The following is a 21,273-nucleotide window of genomic DNA, read 5'->3' on the forward strand; positions in this document are numbered from 1 at the left end:
ATCCACCGCACGACGGATCCACCGCACCGGCGGATTCGCCGCACCGACCAACGAGAGCCTGATACCTCTGAGTCATAAAAATGCCTCGGAGGTATCAGGCTCGTTCGGGTTGTCGGGCCGGCCCCGTGCCGCAGGGGTCGGGATCAGTCGCCGCCCCCGAAGTCCCCGCCGCCGAAGTCGCCCCCGCCCCCGAAGTCACCGCCCTGGTCGCCGAAGTCGTTGCCGTCGGCGAAGCCCTCCTGGTAGCCGGCCTCGAAGCCGTAGCCGGGATCGGCGAAGGCGGGCGAGAAGAGGGCGTCGGCGATGAGCACGCCGCCGAGCACACCCGCTCCGGCCCCGAGCGCGGTCTTCCACCAGGGCGTCGAGTACCAGCCGGCCGGTACCGGGCGCCCCTGGAACCGGCCACCCGGGTAGTAGTACGGCGTCTCCTGCCCCGGCTGGGGGCCCGCCTTGAACGTCTGCCCCTGCACCTCGACCTCGCGTGCCCGGGTCAACTCACCGGTGCCTGCGGCGGCGGCCAACGGCGGCAGTTCAGGGCCGGGATCGATGCCGAGCGCGATCCGGGCCGCCCGCGCGTACGCCAGCCCCTCCAGCGCCGTCTCCCGGGCCAGCCGGTACTGGTGCACCGTGCCGGCCTGGTCGAGCTGACTTCCCGCGGCGTTGTACCGCTCGGCCGCGTCCACCAGCGCCTGCCGCACCGCCGGATCGTCGCCGTGCAGGTTCATCACCTGCCCGCCGAGCCGCTCGTACCAGCGCTGGGCGTCCGCCCGAACGTCGGCCAGTTCGCGGGCCGCCCGGGCCGCGGCTTCCCGCCGCCGCCAGACCAAGACGCCCACGACCAGCGCCACAACGACGACCACGAGCAGAATTTTCATGGCACGACGGTACCCAAGCCGGCAAAGTCGTACGCGTTTGGCAAGCTTCGGTGATGGACTTCCCGACGCTGGCCGTGGTGGTGGTCTGTCTCGGCGCCGGTGGCGCGGTGGGATGGCTCGCCGCCCGGTCCCGCTCCGCTACCGAGATCGCCCGGTTGGACGCCACGCTGCGGGCGACGCGGGAGGGTGAGGGCCGGCTGGAGCAGTCCCTTCGGGCGCTGAGCTACGAGGCGACCGCCCAGTCCCAGGAGGCGGTGTCCCGGGCCGTCGCACCGCTGCACGAGACCCTGCGCCGCTACGAGCAGCGCGTGGCCGACCTGGAACACGACCGGGTCGACGCGTACGCGGAGCTACGCGAACAGGTGCGCTCGATGAGTGTGGTCTCGGGTGAACTGCGCACCGAGACGAAGCAGCTCGTGGCGGCGCTGCGCGCCCCGCAGGTCCGCGGTCGCTGGGGTGAGCACCAGCTGCGCCGGATCGTCGAGGCGGCCGGCATGCTGGAGCACTGCGACTTCGCCGAGCAGGTCACCGCCGCCACCGACCAGCAGGGTGTCCGTCCCGACCTGGTCGTACGGCTGCACGGCGGCCGTTCGGTGGTGGTCGACGCCAAGGCGCCGTTCGACGCGTACCTCACCGCGATGGAGGCACGCGACGAACGCAGCCGGGACACCCACCTCGACGCACACGCCCGGCACCTGCGGGCGCACGTCGACGCGTTGGCCGCGAAGACGTACTGGGCCGCGTTCGACAGCACCCCGGAGTTCGTGGTGCTCTTCGTCCCGGCGGATCCCTTCCTCGACGTGGCGCTCCAGCGCGACCCGACGCTGCTGGAGCACGCCTTCGCCCGGAACGTGGTGCTGGCCACCCCGGCCACCCTGGTCGCGCTGCTGCGTACCGTCGCCTACTCCTGGCGGCAGGAGGCGCTGGCCCGCAACGCGGCGGCGGTGCACTCGCTGGCCCGCGAGCTGCACGGCCGGCTTGCCACGCTCGGCGACCACGTCGGCAAGCTCGGCACGGCGCTGGGCAGCGCGGTGACCGCGTACAACCGGGCAGTCGGCTCTCTGGAGGCCCGGGTGCTGGTCAGCGCACGCAAGCTCGCCGAGCTGGGCGTCTCCGATCGGGACCTGGAAACCCCGGCGCAGGTCGAGCTGGCGCCCCGGCAGCCGCAGGCGCCGGAGCTGCTCGACGCGGCCGACAACGACGTCCCGTCCCGCTGACCCGGCGCGCGGCTCAGGAACGTCGTGCCGCCTCCACGACGAACGGCGTGCCCTGCTGACAGGTGGTCATCATGCCGCGCTGCACACGGCCGGTGACGGTCACCCGAGCACCCACGGCGAGGACGTCGCGCGGGCCACCGACCAGGAGATACCCGTCGAGTAGCAGGCAGTTCGCCTCGACGCCGGCAACGATCGTGCCGGTCAGCTCGGTGCCGGCGACCGGCGGCGGCAGCGTCGGCCCACCCGGCTTCGTCGTCCCGCGGGGCGGAGTCGAGACGCCCGGCGGGGTCGGCGTGGCCGGGTCGGTCGGCGACGTCGACGGGGTCGGAGGCTGGTCGGTCACCGGAGACGCTCCCGTGGAAGTAGGCATGGTGGTCGGAGTGCCGGTGCCGTCCTGACCACCGCAGGCGCTCAACGCGGCGACTGCGGCCAGGGCGACGGCGGCGAGCCGAAGGTTCCTCATACCGGTATCGGACGTGTCGGGACGGCCGGGCGTTCCATGCCGGTCAGCCACGAGCTGCGGCGGCTCGCATGTCCCGCTTGAGCTCCTGCGGCAGCGAGAAGGTGAGCCGCTCGTTGGCGGTGGTGATCTCCTCGACGTCGCCGAAGCCCCGGGCGGCGAGGTACGCCAGAACCTCCTGCACGAGGTCCTCCGGAACGCTCGCCCCGGAGGTCACGCCGACCGTGCGGGCCTCGGCGAGCCAGGCGTCGTCGATCTCGTGCGCGAAGTCGATCAGGTGACCGGCGCGGGCACCCGCGTCCAGCGCGACCTCGACCAGCCGCACCGAGTTCGACGAGTTGCGTGAGCCGACGACGATCACCACGTCGCAGTCCGGCGCGATCTGCTTGACCACGTGCTGCCGGTTCGAAGTGGCGTAGCAGATGTCGTCACTGGGCGGCGACTGGAGCATCGGCAAGCGCTTCTTCAGCCGGGCGACCGTCTCCAGCGTCTCGTCCACCGAGAGGGTGGTCTGGGAGAGCCACACGACCTTGTTCGGATCCCGAACGGTGATCTGGTCGGCGGCGTCCGGGCCGTCGACGAGCTGGATGTGCTCGGGCGCCTCGCCGGAGGTCCCGATGACCTCCTCGTGCCCCTCGTGGCCGATCAGCAGGATGTCGTAGTCCTCGGCGGCGAACCGCTTCGCCTCGTGGTGGACCTTGGTGACCAGCGGGCAGGTCGCGTCGATCGCCTTCAACGAACGCGCCTCCGCTTGCTCGTACACCTCGGGGGCGACGCCGTGCGCGGAGAAGATGACGGTGGCGCCCGCCGGCACCTCCTCGTTCTCCTCCACGAAGATCGCGCCCTGCGCTTCGAGCGTCCGCACCACGTGCTTGTTGTGCACGATCTGCTTGCGGACGTAGATCGGGGCGCCGTAGAGCTTCAGCGCCTCCTGCACGGTCTGCACCGCGCGGTCGACTCCCGCGCAGTAGCCGCGGGGCTTGGCCAGGAGCACGCGCTTACCGGTCCGGGGAGTCGCTTCATCCTGAGTCACCCGCCCATCGTACGTGCCCGACCGGAACCGGACATCGGCTGCGACCGTCGCCCCGGCCGCCGTCCATGGCCTGACCCACATCGCTCATCGTGGCGTTGACGACGGCTGCGGAGATCGACTCCACCGCCAACGCCATGATCAACGGTGGGATGGTCGGGGGTGGGCCGTAGGGTGGGCGGGTGAGTACGGGTGAGGTGGACCGGAGCACGTCGGAGGAGCCCTGGCCGGTCCGGGTGGTCAGCCAGAAGATCGGCGCCTGGATCGGGCGGCTCGGCTGGGTCTGGGTCGACGGCCAGGTGGCGCAGATCAGCCGCCGGCCGGGCGCCAGCACTGTCTTCCTCACCCTGCGGGACCCGTCGGCCGACCTGAGCCTGACCGTGACCACCAACCGCGACGTCCTCGACGTCGGCACGCCCGAGCTGCGCGAAGGCGCCCGGGTGGTGCTGCACGCCAAGCCCGAGTTCTACGCGGCCCGGGGCACGCTGAGCCTGCGCGCCGACGAGATCCGCCAGGTGGGCCTCGGCGAGCTGCTGGCCCGGCTGGAGAAGCTCAAGAAGCTACTCGCCGCCGAAGGGCTCTTCGACCGGGCCCGCAAACGCCGCCCGCCGTTCCTGCCCAACCGGATCGGCCTGATCACCGGCCGCGCCTCGGCGGCCGAGCGAGACGTGCTCACCAACGCCCGCCGGCGCTGGCCGGCGGTGGAGTTCCGCACGGTCAACGTGGCGGTGCAGGGGCCGAGCGCCGTGCCGCAGATCCTCGACGCGCTCAAGGTGCTCGACACCGACCCGACCATCGACGTGATCATCATCGCCCGGGGCGGCGGCAGCCTCGAGGACCTGCTCCCCTTCTCCGACGAGGGGCTCTGCCGGGCGGTCTTCGCCTGCCGAACGCCGGTCGTCAGCGCGATCGGCCACGAGACGGACGCACCGCTGCTCGACTACGTCGCCGACCTGCGCGCCTCGACGCCCACCGACGCGGCCAAGCGGGTCGTACCGGACCTGACCGAGGAGGTACGCCTCATCGGTCAGGCCCGATCACGACTGGAGCGGGCGGTCGGCAACCTGGTCGACCGGGAGCAGCACCGGCTGGACGCACTGCGCTCCCGGCCGGTACTGGCCCGCCCCCAGGTCATGATCGACCAGCGGAGCACCGAGCTGACCCTGCTCCGCCAGCGGGCCGGGCGTTGCCTGCACCACCGGCTCGCCGCCGCCGACGACGAGCTGCGGCACACCCTGGCCCGGCTCCGCGCGTTGTCCCCGGCGGCCACGCTGGAGCGCGGGTACGCGATCGTCCAGCGCGCCGACGGGCACGTGGTCCGGGCCGCGACCGAGGTGGGCAAGGGCGACCCGCTGCGGGTACGCCTCGCCGACGGCGAGCTGGCGGCGACGGTGGACGGGTGAACGGCCGGGTGCCCGGTTGCGCCACGCTGCGGCGTGGAACGAGAGTCGAGCCCCCCGCGCTGCGGGGCGGCCGTGTGCTGGGATGGAGCCGATGACTGAGGAGACCAAGGCTGGGCCGGACGAACGGCTCAGCTACGAGCAGGCCCGCGCGGAACTTGCGTCGGTGGTGGAACGCCTGGAGGCCGGCGGCACGTCGCTGGAGGAGTCGCTGGCGCTCTGGGAGCGTGGCGAGGCGCTGGCGGTGATCTGCCAACGCTGGCTGGACGGTGCCCGGGCACGCATCGAAGCCGCCCGGGAGTCCCAGCCCTCCTGACTCGCACCCCACCCGCGACGCGCCGATCAGGCGGTCGAGGCTCCGGAACAGGCCGCCGACGACCACGAGACCGGCGGCGCGGGACGGGTTGGGTCAGTTGAACAGGTTGTACAGCTCGGCCGGGGCCTCGACGACCTGGGCGGCCGGGGGCTTCTGGGCGGCCGTGGCGTTGCCGTAGTCCGAGTAGGTGATCCGTACGTCCTGGGCCTGCTGCTGGCCGGCCGCCGGGACCTGGACCACCAGCTCGCTGAGCCGGCCCTGGGCGTCCACCCGGGCGGTGAACGGCACCGTCTTCGCCTGCGCCCCGAGCGCGCTGATCATGTTGGCGTCGAGCGAGCCGGCCTCGGCTGCCTTCGACACGTCGAGGGTGCCGGCGTACGCGCCCTCGCCGGTCCGCCGAACCTCCGTGACGCCCTGGGTGAGCACCTCACTGCCGGCCGGGTCGAGCCGATCGAAGTCGAAGCCGAGGTTGCGATTCCCCTTGATCCGGGTCTGGTCGAGGTGCTGGTACTTGCCGAGGTTCAGCTCCTTCAACCCCGGTACGCTGCCCGCCGCCGGGCCACCGAGGTCCACCTTCACCCAGCTGTCGGGCCGGTAGTGGATCACGTCGAGCGTCATCGACAGGTCGGACGACGAGTCACCGATCGACACCTTCATCCGCGCGCTCTGGCTCGGCTCGTGCACCTGCCCCTCAGCGCTGCTCCCGCCGCCGGTCATGGTGAACCGGAAGTTCCCGTCGCGGATCGCCGCCGTGGAGGCGAGCAACGCCTGCTTCGCGTCACCGGTCGCCGGCGACGCCGTCCCGGTCGCGGTCGGCGTGCCGGAACCGGTCGCCGTGCCGGTGGCGCTCGGCGAGGCGGTGCCGCCCGGAGCGCCGGTGGCGTTGCACGCGGCGAGGCCCGGGGTGAACAGTGCGGCGGCCACCAGACCGGCGCCGAGTCGTCGTCGAACAGTCATCCGTGTCTCCCGAGAGGGTCACCCGACGCGGGCTCGTGCGCCGGAACCGGGCGACGCAGCGATCCACTGCTGCGCCGCGCGAGCCGGTCCGGCCGGAAGGCCGACTGGCCGGCCCGCCCCTGCTCTGTTCCCTGCCGCCGGGCCCGGCAATCGCCCGGCTGTCCGGTTTCCCGGCACGGCGACCGAGAGGCGACGCCCGGAGGACACGAGAACGGGGGCGGCAGCCGCCGCCCCCGTTCCGCACGTACGACGATTACTTGAGCATCTCGTAGGTCTGCTCGGAGGCCTCCACGACCTGGTCCGCGGCCGGCTGCTGCGCGGCGGTGGCGGTGCCGTAGTCGGCGTAGCTGACCTTGATCTCGTGCGCCTTGGTCTCACCCGCGGCCGGGACCGAGAGCACCAGCTCGGTGAGCCGGCCCTGCGAGTCCAGCTTCGCGGTGAAGGGCAGGGACTTGGCCTGATCGCCGAGCGCCTTGATCAGGTCCTGGTCCAGGGCGTCGGAGTCGGTCACCCCGGAGGCGTCGAGCTTGCCGCTGTACGCGCCCTCACCGGTCTTCTGCACCTCGGTGATCGCCTTGATGATCGTGGCGCTGTTGCCCGGGTCGGGCTTGCTCAGGTCGAGCGAGAGGGAGCTGTCCTTGATCTTGGAAGCGTCCAGGTGCTGGTACTTGTCCGGCGGGAGTCGACGCAGACTAGCCGATCCGATGCTCGGGTGGGGAACTATTCAGCGCAGCCCGTCGGCGAGCTCGCGCAGCTCGTTCTCCCGAGCGTCGCCCACCACGATCACCGTACGGTCCGGCTCCAGCAGCACCAGCGCCTGCTCGTTCTCGCGGGCGTTGTACCGCTGCCAGTTCCGTCCGTTCAGTTCGACCTGTCCCTGCGGCTGGGCCCGGTCGGTCAGCTCCGTCGGGATGAACTGGTCGGCGGGCACGTTGCTCTGCAGCAACTGGGCGCCCTTCCCCTCCGGCGTCACGTAACCGATCCGCAGCGTCGAGCCGCTCTCCGCAGTCTGGTAGCGGGCGTTCACCGGCTGCCAGTCCTCGCCCAGACCGGCCGGTCGACTCACCGGGAAGGCCTTCGCGTCCTGGGCCTGCTCGATGGCGGGCGCCGGGTCGACCGGGGTCGGCTGGTCGCCGCCGAGGAACCCTCGGTAGAACGCCAGCAGCAGCGCGATCGGAATCAACAGCACCAGCAGCGAGATCGCCATGTCCTTCGGCGACCGGTCGGAGCGGCGGACCTCGGCCGGAGCCGGCGGCGCGGACGATGCCAGCGGCGCGGCAGCGGACGGCTCGGGCTGGTCCTGCCGTGCGATACCTGCCGGGGCGACCGGGGCCGGTTCGCCGGCCGGCTGCCCGTGGGACTCGACGCGGGCCTCGGCCGCCCCGGCGGTCGCCGGGGTCTGGCCGTCGGCCGGGGTCCGGTCGGCGGGTACGCGGTTGGCAGGCTGTGCGGGTTCCACCATGCCATTCTCGCACCGCCCCGACGGGCGGTATCCAGGCCATCACCGCCCCGCCCCAGCGCGGCATCCGCGATCGTGTGAGGATCAGCGACATAGCCGGCAGCGGAGGACACCCGTGATGCCGAACCACCCCGCACCGTCGCGAGGAGGAGCCGTCATGACGAACACCACGACCCGGGTCCCGCAGAAGCTGGACCGCAACCTCGCCCTCGACCTGGTCCGGGTCACCGAGGCCGCGGCGATGGCCGCCGGCCGGTGGGTCGGCCGTGGTGACAAGGAAGGCGGGGACGGGGCCGCCGTCGACGCCATGCGCAAGCTGATCAACTCGATCCCGATGCGCGGCGTGGTGGTGATCGGCGAGGGCGAGAAGGACAACGCCCCGATGCTCTTCAACGGTGAGGAGGTCGGCGACGGGACCGGCCCGGCGGTGGACGTCGCGGTCGATCCGATCGACGGCACCACGCTGATGAGCAAGGGGATGCCGAACGCCCTCGCGGTGCTGGCGGTCGCCGAGCGGGGCGCGATGTTCGACCCCAGCGCCGTCTTCTACATGGAGAAGCTCGCCGTCGGCCCCGCCTACGCCGACGTGGTGGACATCAACGCGGGAGTGACCGACAACCTGCGCCGCATCGCGCGGGTCAAGGGCACCGACGTCTCCGAGGTGACGGTCTGCGTGCTGGACCGCCCCCGGCACAAGGATCTGATCGAGCAGATCCGGCGGGCCGGCGCGGGCATCCGGTTCATCTCCGACGGAGACATCGCCGGCGCCATCGCGGCCGCCCGGGGCGAGTCGGACGTCGACGTGCTGATGGGCATCGGCGGCACCCCCGAGGGGATCACGTCCGCCTGCGCGCTCAAGTGCATGGGCGGGATGATGCAGGCGAAGCTCTGGCCCAAGGACGACGAGGAGCGGGAGAAGGCCCTGGCCGCCGGCCACGACCTGGACCGGGTGCTCTTCACCGACGACCTGGTGACCGGGGACAACTGCTTCTTCGTGGCCACCGGCGTCACCTCCGGGGATCTACTGCGGGGAGTGCGCTACCGCGCGGGCGGGGCGTACACCCAGTCGATCGTGATGCGCTCGAAGAGCGGCACGATCCGCGTGATCGACTCGTACCACCGGCTGGAGAAGCTCGCGCTCTACTCGGCCGTCGACTTCGACGGCCGCCCCCTGGCCGAGCAGGAGTGAGCGCCGCCACCACCGACCGGCCCGTCCTGCCGGCGACCCAGCGGATCGCCGGGGTGGGTCTGGCGACCATCTCCGGCGTCGCCGTCGCCGTGCAGTCGAGGATCAACGGCGAGTTGGGCGTACGCCTCGGCGACGGTTTCGGCGCCGCGGTGATCTCCTTCGGCATCGGGCTACTGGTGCTGCTGGTGCTGGTTCCCACCTCCCCGGCCGGGCGGCGTGGCCTGGTCACCCTGCGCACGGCACTGGCTAGCGGCGCGTTGCGGCCCTGGCAGTGCCTGGGCGGGGTGTTCGGTGCGTTCCTGGTGGCCACCCAGGGGCTCACCATCGGCACGCTCGGCGTGGCGGTCTTCACCGTGGCCGTGGTGGCCGGTCAGTCCGGCAGCAGCCTGGCGGTCGACCGGGCCGGCATCGGCCCCGCCGGCGCACACCCGATCACCGGCCAGCGGCTGGCCGGCGCCGCGCTCGCGGTGGTCGCGGTGCTCCTGTCCGTCAGCGACCGGTTCGATCAGCCGGACACGCTGGTGCTCGCCGTGCTGCCGCTGCTCGCCGGCGTCGGCATCGCCTGGCAACAGGCGGTCAACGGACGGGTGCGGGGCGCCTCGGGCAGCGCGCTGACCGCCACCCTGGTGAACTTCGCCGTCGGCACCGTGGCTCTGCTCGTGGCGTTCGCCGTCGACGTGGCGGTACGCGGCTGGCCCACCGGGAGCCTGCCCGCCGAGCCCTGGCTCTACCTGGGCGGCCCGATCGGCATCGTCTTCATCGCGGTCGCCGCGGCGATCGTCCGCTTCACCGGCGTGCTGCTGCTCGGCCTGGCCACCATCGCCGGCCAGGTCGTCGGTGCCGTCCTGGTGGACCTGGTCGTGCCGACGGCCGCCTCGCACCCCACCCTCACCACCCTGGGCGGTGCCGCTCTCACGCTGGTCGCCGTGCTCATCGCCGCGGTGGCTCCGCAGCGGCCGGCGCGGCAGTGACGGCCTGAGCGGCCGGCCCGCCCGTCAGGTCGCTGGTCCGGCCGGCACCCACGGGTACGGCGGGTCGACCCAGCGGGTGGGTGGCGCGACGAGACGGGCCGCGCGCCAGCCCAGGAGCAGCCTCCAGCACCAGCGCCCCGAGAAGCCCCAGAGTGGCGGGCAGCCAGTGAGCCGCATCGGTTCGCTTCCCACCTCGGGCACCGGACACGGCCAGGACGAGCACCGCCAACCCGAACAGCAGCAGCACCACCCGTAGCGGATCCGCACCCCGGGAGTCGGGGCTGCTCTCACCCAGCGTCGGTGCCCGCCCGTCGTACGGGTGGTTGCCCACTGTCGCGCCGGTGAAGCCGATCCGCGCCCAGACACCGTCGGCGCCGCGGAGTGCGAAGCCGTCACGGCCGTTGGCGACCAGCACCAGGTGCCGGTCGGCCGTCGTGTCCTGGACGACCAGTTCCTGCCCGCTCACCCGCGGGCCCCTGGGGCCGGACTCCGCGTACTGCCGGATCAGCACCGCCCGCTGCTTCTCGGTCACCTCCCAGGCCGTCCGCCACGTCCAGCCCGCGTCGTCGCTCTCGTCGACCCGGAGCCGTCCGGTCACCAGCCGGTAGCACCGCGCCGGGTTCGCCCGCGAACAGGCGTGCCGGGCCGGCTCGCCCGCCGTGCCGATTCGGCTTCGCAGCGCCTCCTGTTCCGGCTCGGTGGCGTCCCGCCAGGTGATTCCGTCGTCCTCGCTGATCCGCCATGAGTCGGCTTCGGTCGCGTAGTCGCCGTACCCGCTGCCGACGGCGGCCACGAGTCGATCGTCGACGACCGCGACCCGTACCGCGTCCGGGTAGTGGATCGCGCTGGTGGCCGCGGCCGCGAACGTCGCCGCCGGCAGCAGCACCAGCAGCCGGACCATACGTGCCGTACGTTGCCGTACTCGTTCACGTCGAGCCCCGATCCAGCTCAAGACGGCCAGGGCCAGCGCGGGCAGGGCCAGCAGATCGGTGAGGTCCGCCCGGATCAGCGACGGCCCGCTCACGACGCTCCAGATCGCCGAGGCCGCGGCAGCGGCGCCGGAGTCGGACTTGACCACGGTGAAGACGGCGCCGACCAGCATGAACCCGAGCGCGACCGCCGTACGGGCCGGCAGGCGTTGTGCCAGCAGCGTGAGCAGGACGGCGGTCAACGGTGGCGCGACCACCAGCCCCGCCACATCGCTGAGCTTGCCGGTCACCGGTCCCGGGAACTCCACCTTCAGCGGCCGGTCGTTGACCAGGAGCAGGACGAGGGCGGCCACCGAGATCGGGTGTCCCAGCCAGGCCAGCACGGCGGGAGCGCTGTCGCGTGGCTGCCGATGCGGCTCGGTCATGCGCCCAGGCTGACAGTGGCGAATCTCGATCCGGCCACGCCTTGAACAGCATCGGGTAGCGGTGTGCGGTCAGGTGCCGTCCGAGGAGTGGCCCGGGAAGAGGTGAGCGCCCGGGTCGATGGCGACCGCCGCGTTGTTCACCGCCGTGGCGGCCTCGCCGAACCCGGTGGCGATCAGCCGGACCTTGCCCGGGTACTCGGTGATGTCTCCGGCCGCGAAGACGCGGGGCAGGTTCGTGGCCATCGTGCTGTCCACGAGGATGTGCCGGCGGTCCAGCCGGAGGCCCCACTCGGCGAGCGGGCCGAGGTCGGCGGTGAAACCGAGCGCCGCCACCACGGTGTCGACCGGCAGGATCTCCGTAGCGCCACCCCGTACGGTAATCTCCGCACCGGTGACCGTGCCGTCGCCGTGCAGCCGGGTCACCTCGGCGTTGACCAGTACCCGGATCGGCAGCCCCAGCACCCGGGAGACGGTGGCGGCGTGCGCGCGGAACTTCTCCCGCCGGTGCACCAGCGTCACGGAGCGGGCCAGCGGGTGCAGCGTGAGCGCCCAGTCGAAGGCGGAGTCGCCACCGCCGACGATCAACACGTCCCGACCGGCCAGCTCGGCCGGCTGCGGCACGAAGTAGACGATCCCGGTGCCGACGAAGTGTTCGGCGACCGGCAACGGGCGGGGGGTGAAGCTGCCCAGCCCGCCGGTGACGACCACCGCCCCGCAGTGGAGCCGCTCGCCCCCGCCGAGGCCGAGCACTGGGCGTTCGTCGGCGTACGTCAGCTTCTCGGCGCGGGTGCCCAGCAGGTAGCGCGGATTGAAGGGCGCGGTCTGGGCGACCAGGTTCGCCACCAGGTCCCGCCCCTTGATCGACGGGAATCCGGCCACGTCGAGGATGAGTTTCTCCGGGTACATCGCGGTGACCTGGCCACCGGGCTCCGGCAGTGCGTCGATCACCGCCACCGAGAGCCCTCGGAAACCGGCGTAGTACGCGGCGAACAAACCGGTCGGACCGGCTCCGATCACGGCGACATCGACCTCGCGCATGGCGTACCGTCGCTTCCCGCTTGCGGATCAACGCGTGCTGATGTCGACGGTATGGCGCTGGCGCGGCCCGGGGCAAGCGTGTCGTCGGCGGCGCGCGGGCAGGTCACGGCGGGTACGCGGGCCCGGCGGCGTGCTCCGGCACACGGAGGTCCGCAGGCCCGGTCGGCCCGCTCACGGCGTCGAGAACGTGGACTCCGAGCGGCTCGGGTCGTGCCGGCGGCGCCGGAACAGGATGGCGGCGACCACCCCGCCGAGCAGCCCGAACAGGTGCCCCTGCCAGGAGATCAGCTCGTCGGTGGGCAGGACGCCCACCAGTTGCCAGCCGTAGAGAAGCCCGACCAGCAGGAAAACCGCGAAGTTCCACCAGCTGCGTTCGAAGATGCCGCGGGTGAGCAGGATGCCCAGATAGCCGAAGATCACCCCGCTCGCGCCGACCACCACCGAGTTGGGCGAGCCGGTGAACCACACGCCGAGCCCGCTCACCACGATGATCAACAGGGTGGACCAGAGGAAACGGCGGGCGCCGGCGGCGAGCACGAACGTGCCGAGCAGGATCAGCGGAATGCTGTTGCTGTAGAGGTGGTCGAAGCCGTGGTGCAGGAACGGTGAGAAGAAGACGCCGTCCAGTCCGTCGATCCGCTTCGGGATGATGCCGGCGGAGGCGTCCAGGCCGAACGCGAGACCCTGATCGACGACCTCGATGAGGAAGAGGAACGGCACCACGGCGCACATCGCGACGAAGGCCCGGCCGAGCGCGGCGTAGAACGCCTCGGTGCCGAAGCGGTGGGGGTCGTTGCTTCCGGGGAGCAGGGTCACCTCACCACTGCTATCAGTAAACGCGGCCGACCGCCACTCGCGTCCCGCGCGGACGCACGGAAAACGGGGCGGGTGTACGCCACCCGCCCCGTTCTCGCGCGTTTCCTTCTCAGTACCAGCCGGAGCTCTGGGAGTGCGCCCAGGCGCCGCAGGGCGTGTCGTAGCGCCCCTCGATGTAGCCCAGTCCCCACTTGATCTGGGTGGCCGGGTTGGTCTTCCAGTCGTCAGCGACGGAACTCATCTTGTCGCCGGGCCTGGCCTGCGGGATGCCGTACGCACCGGACGAGACGTTGTGGGCCTTGTGGTTCCACCCGCTCTCCTTGGTCCAAAGCCTGTCGAGGCACGGGAACTCCTTGATCGGGAAACCCGCGTTGATCATCTCCGCGCAGCCGATCTTCCGGTTGCCGCTGTACTCACCGCACGAGGCGGGGATCGGCCCGTCGTACGGCTTCGTGACCGCGTTCGCGGCCTCTTCGGCCTTCGCCCGCTCGCGTTTGCGGGACGCGGCTGCCCGCTCGGCCCGCTTGGCCCGCTCGGCGGCCTCCTTGGCGGCTTCGGCGGCCCGCAGCTGCGCCTGGTACTCGGCGGCGCGCTGCTGCGCGAACTGCATCTGGTGGGCGGCCTGGCGCTCGCGCAGGTACTCGTGCTCCGCCTGGTCGACCTGCGCGCTGACCTGCGCCGCCAGGCCATCCTGCTGGGCTTCCCGGTCGTCGCCCAGATAGACGCCGCCGGCAACGCCCACGGAGAGCAGCGCGACGGCGGCCGTGCGGGCGCCCAACCGGCTCCACAGCCGACTCACGAAGTGGTCCCTTCGTCGGGGGCAAGGACACGGCGGGGTCCCGGGCCGTCGAGGGCCGGGCCCGCGCCGTGAGCGCCCCGACCGTCGCCGGTCGCAGCCGACGCACCGGTGTCGTGGCGGGTGTGACGAATGATGCCTGACGATCTGTTCGGTGCGTGGGCGCTCGTGGGACACGATTGCGCACGGTGAGGCCGATGGGAAACCAAGCGACGGATTTGTGACTTGGACCACAGCAAAAATCCGGACGAGACACCATTAAAACGTCACTACGTCGGGATGTCCTCCAGCAGATCGGTCACCATCGCCGCGATGGGCGAGCGTTCCGAACGGCTGAGCGTGACATGGGCGAAGAGCGGATGGCCCTTCAACGCCTCGATCACCGCGGTCACCCCGTCGTGCCGGCCGACCCGCAGATTGTCCCGCTGCGCCACGTCGTGGGTCAGTACGACCCGGGAACCCTGCCCGATCCTGGACAGCACCGTGAGCAGGACACCACGTTCCAGCGACTGCGCCTCGTCCACGATCACGAACGCGTCGTGCAGGCTGCGGCCACGGATGTGGGTCAGCGGGAGCACCTCGAGCAGCCCCCGGGAGGTGACCTCCTCCAACACGTTCTCGTGCACCACGGCGCCGAGGGTGTCGAAGACCGCCTGCGCCCAGGGCGACATCTTCTCCGACTCGGTGCCGGGCAGGTAGCCCAACTCCTGGCCGCCGACGGCGTAGAGCGGACGGAAGACGACGACCTTCTTGTGCCGGCGCCGCTCCATCACCGCCTCCAACCCCGCGCACAGGGCGAGGGCGGACTTACCGGTGCCCGCCCGGCCGCCCAGCGACACGATGCCAACCGACTCGTCCAGCAGGAGGTCCAGGGCGATCCGCTGCTCCGCCGAACGACCGTGGACGCCGAACGCCTCCCGGTCGCCGCGGACCAGCCGTACCGTCTTGTCCGGCAGCACCCGGCCGAGCGCGGACCCCCGCCCGGAGTGCAGCACCAGGCCGGTGTGGCAGGGCATCCCCGCCGCCTCGTCCAGGTCGAGCGTCTCGCCGGCGTACAGCTGGCCGATCTGCTCCTCGCTCAGCTCCAACTCGGCCATGCCCGTCCAGGTCGGGTCGCTGGCCTGGCCGTGCCGGTACTCGTCGGCACGCAGACCCACCGAAGCGGCCTTGACCCGCAGCGGCATGTCCTTGCTGACCAGCGTGACCGCCCGCCCCTCGGCGGCGAGGTTCAACGCCACGGAGAGGATGCGGGCGTCGTTGCTCTCGTTCCGGAACCCGGGCGGCAGCACCCCGTCGTCGGTGTGGTTGAGCTCCACCCGCAGCGTGCCGCCGGCGTCGTTCGCGGGCACCGGCCGGTCCAGCCGCCCGTGCTGTACGCGCAGCTCGTCGAGCATGCGCAGCGACTGCCGGGCGAACCAGCCCAGCTCCGGATGATGACGTTTGCCCTCCAATTCGGAGATCACCACGAGCGGCAGGACCACCTCGTGCTCGGAGAATCGGTGGAACGCTGCCGGGTCGGAGAGCAACACCGAGGTGTCCAGGACGAAGGACTGGCCGGCTGGTCGGGGCTCCTTGGCGTCGGCCGGCGCGGTGGCCGCCGTGCGGCGGCTCCGGGTGGCTCGGCGGGTCACGGCAGTCGCGGCCGGGGTCTGATCGGCACCGGCAGTGGTACGGCGAGTCGTCACAGGCCTGCTCCGGCGGATGTGCACCCGGCCATCCGCATTCCGCCTCCGCCGGTGCCCGGGGACACGGGGTCGGATGCGGGCCCCATGCGCGAGGGTCGCAGGTCCGGGCTTGCCGGTTGGCCGGGGGAACCCCGCGCCATGCCTAGACGCTAGCCCGGTACGGGCATCCCGGCTAGGGGTTGGTGATTGCTCTCCGCCGACCGGTACCTGAACGGCCGGTCACCGGCACGGCGGCGCACACGTCCCCGACCGGGGTACCCGGCTCGTACGCCGTCGGCGCGCAGGACCCCGCGGCAGCCGGCGCGATCGGGCACGCCGGCTGCCGAGCCGAGGGCGGCGGAGCCGGCCGGGATGCATGCCCCCTGCGCGCATCCCGGCCGGTGGGACCACCGTCACCGGTCTGACGTGGCCCCGACGGTGCGTGTCCGCCGCGGACGACGCACCGCGCCTTCGACCGGACGACCGGGTGCCGGGCGGCGAACCCCGTCGACCGGTTCAACCGGTTCGTCTGACCAGGGTGCCGGTCGGGTGCCGCCCGGTGACCGGGGCGGCCGGCGCCGAGAACGACGAGCCGGTGTAGGTGGTGCCGGGACGGGCCACCGTCCCGCTCACCCGGATGGTGCTGGGCGGGGGAGGTGTGGACAGTGCCGACGCGATGGCGGCCTGCGCGTCCCGGCGGCGCCGGTTCCAGGCGCCACGGTCGCCGTCGAAGTAGCCCTGCCGGTAGCCGAACCGGTAGCCGATGCGATAGCTCAGCTGCCCGTGCAGCCGCCCGGCGGCGTAGCTGGCGGCGCCGAGCACGAGCACGAGGAAGATCGCGAGGAATGGACTCATCGGGCGGCTCCCGGACGCCGCCGGGGCCGCGTCATCGCTCCTCCGGATCGACCGAGGCGGGATCGGCGACCAGCAGCTGGTCCAGGTCGCCGGTGCTGACCTCCTCGACCAGCTCGACGCTGACCCGGCAGCCGTCCAGGACCACCTCCGCCACCGACGACCGGCGGATCTCCCCGCCGGCGTCGTAGACCCGTACGCTCAGCTCCGGGCAGCCGAGGTGGGTACGCCAGGCGTTCCACTCGGTCCGGTCGCCGACGCTCAGCGACAGGTAACGGCAGCCCCGGGCGAGGTAGAGGCGCCAGGGGGCGCTCAGGCCGGCGGCGACGCCCTCGGCGATCAGACCGAAGGCCTGGGCACGCGTCGCGAGTTCGGTCACCACACCCCCCTCGCACCGGGGGCGTGACGCATGTGAGCACCAATCGTCTCAGGCACGTGACACACCGTAGGTTGTCCCATGGGCGTGACAGTATCAGCTTTTCGTCCGTTTACGGCACCACCAATGGTCATCTATTCTGCCCAGCTGACACCCCTCAGAAGCCGTACTGGATCGTTCACCGCAAATCCGAGTCGGCCGTCACGTTCACGTGACAACGGCGTGCCAGGGACCCCGCCCGCCGCCGACTGGCCGTACCGTCACGAGGTGACCGAGACCGCCAACGCACGGAAGATCGCCTTCGCCACCTTCGTCCGACGGGCGCTCGACGAGGCACGAGCCACCCGGGCCTGGAGCGGCACAGAGGTCTCCCGGCGCACCGGCGTCTCCCGGCAGACCATCAACCGCTGGGTACGCGGCGACTGGGCCAGCGATCCGGAGGCCGAACGGGTGGTCGCCTTCTGCGAGGGCCTCGGTCTCAACCCCGCCACCGCCTTCGCGGCCCTCGGCTGGGACCGCACCGCCGCCGCCCCCCGCGACACCCGGACCGTCCCGCCGATGGACCCGGACGTGGAGGCACTACTGCGGCGCCTCGTCGATCCGAACGTCTCGGACGCGGAGAAGTTCCACATTCGAGAAACCATTCGCTACCTCGCTTATCGCCCAACCCTCCCGGTCGATGTCCGAAAGCGCGGGAAACAGGCCGGGTAGTTCCTCAGATAGCGAAAGAACAGCAGGTCAGACTCATTCGTTTCGCTCCGGGGCCGTAACGGGCACGCTAGCGTCCCTATTCGTACTGCTTGGGCTCGTCGTCGGCGGGGGGACGGGACAAGGCCGAACCCAGCCCTGCGGGACAGAAGGAGGGGTCTGTCCATGACCCTGAAATGGTTGGCAGTCGTGGTGGCCACGGTGTCGATGACACTGTGCATCACCGGGAACGCGGTGACACTCGTGGTCGACGGCGGGCAGCTTCCCCTGCTCGTCAATCTCTTCGCGCTCACCACCGCCGGCATCGCGGTCGTCCTGGCCGTCCTCGCCGAGCTGCACGAACGGCTGAACGACCGGGTCAGCGCGCTCACCGAGTTCCTGGTGGCGCGGCTGGACGAGATCGAGTCGCGCGCCGGTGACCGCAACACCGGCTTCGTGGAGGGCTACCTGCTCAGCCACGGCCAGGAGGCGGCGGTCGTACCGTTCGGGAGACGGGGAAGAGGAGCCGCCGAACGCTGATCCGAGCTCTCACCGCGGAGTCCGCTCGACCACGAATGAGCCCGCGACGCCGGGGTACGCTGACGCGCGTGCCGCCGTTGAATCTGGGCAACCAGCAGCCAAGGGACCTGTCGAGCGCCGACGACGTCTGGCGCGCGAACGCCGGCCGGGCAGCCGGAACCGTGCTCTTCTTCGACTTCGACGGCACGCTCGCGCCGGTCGGCGACGATCCGACCGCGGTACAGCCCGCCCCGAGGGTGCTGACCGCGATCGAGGCGCTCGCTCCCCTGGTACGCCGGATCGCGATCGTGTCGGCCCGCCCGGTGGACTTCCTGCGTGATCGCCTCGGCGGCCTCGCCGGGGTCGACCTCTACGGTCTCTACGGCCTGGAGCAGAGCCACTCCGGGGGTGACACGGTGACCGAACCCGCCGCCCTGCCCTGGGTGCCCACCATGGCCGAGCTGGCGGAGCTGGCCCGGGCCGAGCTGCCCGCCGGCACGCTCGTCGAGTTCAAGCGGCTCTCGGTGGCGCTGCACTGGCGTACCGCACCCCAGCTCGGCGAGGCCGTGCAGGAATGGGGCCAGGCCCAGGCCGACCGCCTCGGGCTGCGCGTGCAGGGCGGCCGGATGGTGCTCGAACTCAAGCCCCCGGTCGACCGGGACAAGGGCATGGTGATCGGCGAGGCGATCCAGGACGCGGCCGCCGCGTGGTACTTCGGCGACGACGTCTCCGACATCAAGGCGTTCGCCGCGCTGCGCGCCCGCGCCACCGCCGACCCGAGCTTCTTCGGCATGTGCGTGGCGGTCGCCAACCCGGAGACCGGTCAGGAGGTGGCCGACGCCGCCGACCTCACCATCGACTCACCAGCCGCGCTCGGCGACTTCCTCACCCGGGCCGCCCGGCACCTCGGCTAGCCCCGCCTTACCCCGAGGTGGCGGTCGGTCAGGCGCCGAAGCGCCGTTGACGGTTCGCGTACGAGCGCAGCGCGCGGAGGAAGTCGGTCTGCCGGAAATCCGGCCAGTTCAACTCGCAGAAGTAGAACTCGGAGTGCGCCGACTGCCACAGCATGAACCCGGAGAGGCGCTGCTCCCCGCTGGTCCGGATCACCAGGTCCGGATCCGGCTGGCCACGGGTGTAGAGGTGCTCGGCGATGTGCTCGACGTCCAGCCCCTCGGCCAGCTCCTCGATGCTGCCTCCGGCCGCCGCGTGCTCCAGCAGCAACGAGCGCACCGCGTCGACGATCTCGCGCCGCCCGCCGTACCCGACGGCGATGTTGACCTGCGCCCCGCCGCTGCGACCCCGCGTGCGTTCCTCGGCCGCCTTGAGCGCGGCCGCGTGGTGCGCCGGTAGTACGTCGAGCGCGCCCACCATCCGCAGCCGCCAGGGGTTGCCCTCCTCGGCCAGCTCGGTGGTGAGGTCTTCGATGATCTGGAGCAGCGGGTCCAGCTCGGCGGCCGGCCGGGAGAGATTGTCGGTGGAGAGCAGCCAGAGCGTGACGTGCCCCACACCGGCGGCGTCGCACCAGCGCAGCAACTCCTTGATCCGCTCGGCGCCCATCCGGTGGCCGTCGTTCGGGTCGACGTAACCCATTTCCCGGGCCCATCGGCGGTTGCCGTCACACATGACGCCGACGTGCCGGGGCACCGGCTTACCCACGAGTTTCGCCTTGAGGCGCCGCTCGTACGCCGAGTAGACAAGGTTCCGCAGAGACATCACCTAGCAGCGTAGCGACCTGCCCGGGGCATCAGCGTCGCGGAGCCTCATCACGCGCCGGAAGACCGATCCCGATCATCGCGAGGGTACGGGCGTTCAGCCGTCCGTCGCCCAGCCCGAGCTCCACGACGCTGCGGTAGACCCGGTCGTCGCGCCGGGCAGCACGGACCGCCGCGTCCACCACCCGCCGGTGCCGGGCCAGCGACGCCGCCAACGAGCTGTGCCGCAGGTGGGTACCGAGCCGGCGGCGGAGTGAGTGGGCGTACCGCTGGGTGGCCCGGTCCGGTGCGCCCGCCGCCGCGGCGCCGGCCAATGACCCGGAGACCAGCGCGTAGAAGATCCCCTCCCCGGTAAACGGATTGATCAAGGAGAGGGCGTCGCCGGCCAGCACCACGCGCCGGTGGCCGGGCACCGGGCGGTGCGTGGACAGCGGCAGGTGATGGGCGCGCAGCCCCTCGACCGCGGCCGGATCGATTCCCGGCAGCAGCGCGGCGAGCCGGTCGAGCAGGTACGCCCGGGTCAGCGCCTCCCCCCGCAGCACCTCCCCGTACCCGATGTTCGCCCGCCCGTCGCCGATCGGGAACGACCAGGCGTACGCCGGCCAGCGCTCGCCCGAGGTGACGATGAGCTGCTCCGGTGACCCGGGAGGGGCCGGGGCGTAACCGCGCATGGCCAGCGCGAGGTGGCGGTCCGGGTTGACCGGGTGCCCGAGCAGCCGCCGGACCACCGAGCCGGCGCCGTCGGCGCCGACCACTGCCCGCGCCACGATGTCACCGTCGAGCACGACCCGGTCGGCGGTCTGCTCCAACCGGCGTACGGTGTGCCGGCGCAGTTCCGCACCGGCGGCCACCGCCGCCGCGACGAGCCGGGCGTCGAAAACCTCCCGGGGCACGGTGTACGCCGGGCGGGGCAGCGGGCGGGCGACCGTGCCGCCACCCGGGCCGACCAGCCGCAGCGCCGGCAGTGGCGGGTAGCCGGCGACCGCATCCAGCACCCCCAACTCGGCGAGGGCGTCCACCGCGTGCGCGGCGATCCCGTCACCGCACGCCTTGTCCCGGGGGAAGTCCGCCCGGTCGAGCAGCAGCACCCGGGCATCCGCCCGCCGGGCAGCCAGCGCGGCTGCCGCGCCGGCCGGACCCGCCCCGACCACCACCACGTCGAACTCGTCGCTCACCGCGTCGCCCTCCTCCGGCCTGCTGATCGGGGTCGCGTTCGCCGGGTCGCACCCACACGAAGCTCTCAGGTGACCAAGCTCACTCCCCCATCCTGCCCGGTCCCCGCCCCCGACCGCTGACACCACTTCGCCGGGCGCGTCCCGGTCGGGTGCCCGGATCGCAGGCAGGGTGGTCGGGCGGAGAGTTACCGCACCTGTTCCCGACGCTGTCGAGCTGCCCCGGATACGAGGCGCCCGCGGGCACGGACGGCGTGCCCGGCGGGCCGAGCGCCGTGCGGCGCCGTGCCACCAGACGGCGGACGGGGGGGGGGGGGGGCGGGGGCGGCCGCGCCCGGCCCGCCCGCCGGCGAGAAATGAGACAAAAGCACACCCCCAAAAAAAACTGAGTAAGCCTAGGGCAACCCAGACAG

The 21,273-nt window shown here is 72.1% G+C and carries 23 protein-coding genes; 8 read left to right on the forward strand and 15 right to left on the reverse strand.

What is annotated here, in order from left to right:
- Nucleotides 1–143: 143 nt before the first annotated feature.
- Nucleotides 144–875, reverse strand: a complete 732-nt coding sequence (locus ABZS42_RS10305; RefSeq protein ID WP_355143703.1) for a hypothetical protein — start codon at nt 873–875, stop codon at nt 144–146.
- Nucleotides 876–928: 53 nt separating this feature from the next.
- Between ABZS42_RS10305 and ABZS42_RS10310 the strand changes: the two genes are divergently transcribed.
- On the forward strand, nt 929–2,092 hold the full coding sequence (locus tag ABZS42_RS10310; RefSeq protein WP_355143705.1) for a DNA recombination protein RmuC: 1,164 nt from the start codon (nt 929–931) through the stop codon (nt 2,090–2,092).
- Nucleotides 2,093–2,105: 13 nt separating this feature from the next.
- On the opposite strand, the gene ABZS42_RS10315 is transcribed toward ABZS42_RS10310, so the two are convergent.
- Together ABZS42_RS10315 and ABZS42_RS10320 are read right to left on the reverse strand one after the other, a co-directional pair.
- On the reverse strand, nt 2,106–2,555 hold the full coding sequence (locus ABZS42_RS10315; protein WP_355143707.1) for a hypothetical protein: 450 nt from the start codon (nt 2,553–2,555) through the stop codon (nt 2,106–2,108).
- A 43-nt stretch (nt 2,556–2,598) separates the two neighbouring features.
- Complete coding sequence (locus ABZS42_RS10320; RefSeq protein WP_355143709.1) at nt 2,599–3,585, reverse strand: 4-hydroxy-3-methylbut-2-enyl diphosphate reductase; 987 nt, start codon at nt 3,583–3,585, stop codon at nt 2,599–2,601.
- A gap of 179 nt (nt 3,586–3,764) precedes the next feature.
- Here ABZS42_RS10320 and xseA point away from each other — a divergent pair, with 179 nt between their 5' ends.
- Together xseA and ABZS42_RS10330 are read left to right on the forward strand one after the other, a co-directional pair.
- On the forward strand, nt 3,765–4,985 hold the full coding sequence (gene xseA, locus ABZS42_RS10325) for an exodeoxyribonuclease VII large subunit (RefSeq protein ID WP_355143711.1): 1,221 nt from the start codon (nt 3,765–3,767) through the stop codon (nt 4,983–4,985).
- 91 nt (nt 4,986–5,076) lie between these two features.
- Nucleotides 5,077–5,298: an exodeoxyribonuclease VII small subunit gene (locus tag ABZS42_RS10330; protein WP_355143713.1), complete on the forward strand. Its 222-nt coding sequence runs from the start codon at nt 5,077–5,079 to the stop codon at nt 5,296–5,298.
- A gap of 93 nt (nt 5,299–5,391) precedes the next feature.
- Here the strand turns inward: ABZS42_RS10330 and ABZS42_RS10335 are convergent, their stop codons facing one another.
- The 3 genes from ABZS42_RS10335 to ABZS42_RS10345 form a co-directional block, all read right to left on the reverse strand.
- Complete coding sequence (locus ABZS42_RS10335) at nt 5,392–6,255, reverse strand: hypothetical protein (RefSeq protein ID WP_355143714.1); 864 nt, start codon at nt 6,253–6,255, stop codon at nt 5,392–5,394.
- A gap of 253 nt (nt 6,256–6,508) precedes the next feature.
- Entirely contained in the window at nt 6,509–6,817 is a 309-nt protein-coding gene (locus tag ABZS42_RS10340) for a hypothetical protein (protein ID WP_355143716.1), read from the reverse strand.
- Between the two features lie 162 nt (nt 6,818–6,979).
- Nucleotides 6,980–7,714 carry a DUF4245 domain-containing protein gene (locus tag ABZS42_RS10345; RefSeq protein ID WP_355143718.1) on the reverse strand — a complete coding sequence of 245 codons (735 nt, stop codon included), beginning with the start codon at nt 7,712–7,714 and terminating at the stop codon, nt 6,980–6,982.
- A gap of 157 nt (nt 7,715–7,871) precedes the next feature.
- Between ABZS42_RS10345 and glpX the strand changes: the two genes are divergently transcribed.
- On the forward strand, nt 7,872–8,903 hold the full coding sequence (gene glpX, locus ABZS42_RS10350) for a class II fructose-bisphosphatase (protein WP_355143720.1): 1,032 nt from the start codon (nt 7,872–7,874) through the stop codon (nt 8,901–8,903).
- 26 nt (nt 8,904–8,929) lie between these two features.
- Nucleotides 8,930–9,874 carry a DMT family transporter gene (locus ABZS42_RS10355; RefSeq protein ID WP_355143761.1) on the forward strand — a complete coding sequence of 315 codons (945 nt, stop codon included), beginning with the start codon at nt 8,930–8,932 and terminating at the stop codon, nt 9,872–9,874.
- On the opposite strand, the gene ABZS42_RS10360 is transcribed toward ABZS42_RS10355, so the two are convergent.
- The 7 genes from ABZS42_RS10360 to ABZS42_RS10390 form a co-directional block, all read right to left on the reverse strand.
- Nucleotides 9,834–11,228: a hypothetical protein gene (locus ABZS42_RS10360; protein WP_355143722.1), complete on the reverse strand. Its 1,395-nt coding sequence runs from the start codon at nt 11,226–11,228 to the stop codon at nt 9,834–9,836. The genes ABZS42_RS10355 and ABZS42_RS10360 overlap by 41 nt on opposite strands.
- Nucleotides 11,229–11,297: 69 nt before the next feature.
- Nucleotides 11,298–12,266, reverse strand: a complete 969-nt coding sequence (locus ABZS42_RS10365) for an NAD(P)/FAD-dependent oxidoreductase (RefSeq protein ID WP_355143724.1) — start codon at nt 12,264–12,266, stop codon at nt 11,298–11,300.
- Nucleotides 12,267–12,437: 171 nt separating this feature from the next.
- The gene (locus ABZS42_RS10370; RefSeq protein WP_355143726.1) at nt 12,438–13,082 is read right to left on the reverse strand and encodes a rhomboid family intramembrane serine protease; all 645 of its coding nucleotides are present in this window, start codon (nt 13,080–13,082) and stop codon (nt 12,438–12,440) included.
- A 109-nt stretch (nt 13,083–13,191) separates the two neighbouring features.
- Nucleotides 13,192–13,881 (reverse strand): lytic transglycosylase domain-containing protein, encoded by a 690-nt coding sequence (locus ABZS42_RS10375; RefSeq protein WP_355143727.1) that lies wholly within the window; start codon nt 13,879–13,881, stop codon nt 13,192–13,194.
- A gap of 266 nt (nt 13,882–14,147) precedes the next feature.
- On the reverse strand, nt 14,148–15,563 hold the full coding sequence (locus tag ABZS42_RS10380) for a PhoH family protein (RefSeq protein WP_355143729.1): 1,416 nt from the start codon (nt 15,561–15,563) through the stop codon (nt 14,148–14,150).
- 495 nt (nt 15,564–16,058) lie between these two features.
- Nucleotides 16,059–16,397 carry a hypothetical protein gene (locus ABZS42_RS10385; protein ID WP_355143731.1) on the reverse strand — a complete coding sequence of 113 codons (339 nt, stop codon included), beginning with the start codon at nt 16,395–16,397 and terminating at the stop codon, nt 16,059–16,061.
- 31 nt (nt 16,398–16,428) lie between these two features.
- A complete protein-coding gene (locus ABZS42_RS10390; protein WP_355143733.1) occupies nt 16,429–16,773 on the reverse strand; it encodes a hypothetical protein in 345 nt (114 codons plus the stop codon).
- 264 nt (nt 16,774–17,037) lie between these two features.
- Between ABZS42_RS10390 and ABZS42_RS10395 the strand changes: the two genes are divergently transcribed.
- The 3 genes from ABZS42_RS10395 (at nt 17,038) to otsB (ending at nt 18,890) form a co-directional block, all read left to right on the forward strand.
- Nucleotides 17,038–17,481: an XRE family transcriptional regulator gene (locus ABZS42_RS10395; RefSeq protein ID WP_355143735.1), complete on the forward strand. Its 444-nt coding sequence runs from the start codon at nt 17,038–17,040 to the stop codon at nt 17,479–17,481.
- 162 nt (nt 17,482–17,643) lie between these two features.
- Nucleotides 17,644–17,997 carry a hypothetical protein gene (locus ABZS42_RS10400; RefSeq protein ID WP_355143737.1) on the forward strand — a complete coding sequence of 118 codons (354 nt, stop codon included), beginning with the start codon at nt 17,644–17,646 and terminating at the stop codon, nt 17,995–17,997.
- Between the two features lie 68 nt (nt 17,998–18,065).
- Nucleotides 18,066–18,890 (forward strand): trehalose-phosphatase, encoded by an 825-nt coding sequence (otsB, locus tag ABZS42_RS10405; protein WP_355143739.1) that lies wholly within the window; start codon nt 18,066–18,068, stop codon nt 18,888–18,890.
- A 28-nt stretch (nt 18,891–18,918) separates the two neighbouring features.
- Here otsB and ABZS42_RS10410 read toward each other — a convergent pair whose 3' ends face one another.
- Both ABZS42_RS10410 and ABZS42_RS10415 read right to left on the reverse strand, forming a co-directional pair.
- A complete protein-coding gene (locus ABZS42_RS10410; protein ID WP_355143741.1) occupies nt 18,919–19,689 on the reverse strand; it encodes an isoprenyl transferase in 771 nt (256 codons plus the stop codon).
- Between the two features lie 31 nt (nt 19,690–19,720).
- Nucleotides 19,721–20,890, reverse strand: a complete 1,170-nt coding sequence (locus tag ABZS42_RS10415; protein WP_355143763.1) for a geranylgeranyl reductase family protein — start codon at nt 20,888–20,890, stop codon at nt 19,721–19,723.
- Nucleotides 20,891–21,273: the final 383 nt, after the last annotated feature.

The organism is Micromonospora sp. NPDC005367, from assembly GCF_040606825.1.
GTDB lineage: Bacteria > Actinomycetota > Actinomycetes > Mycobacteriales > Micromonosporaceae > Micromonospora.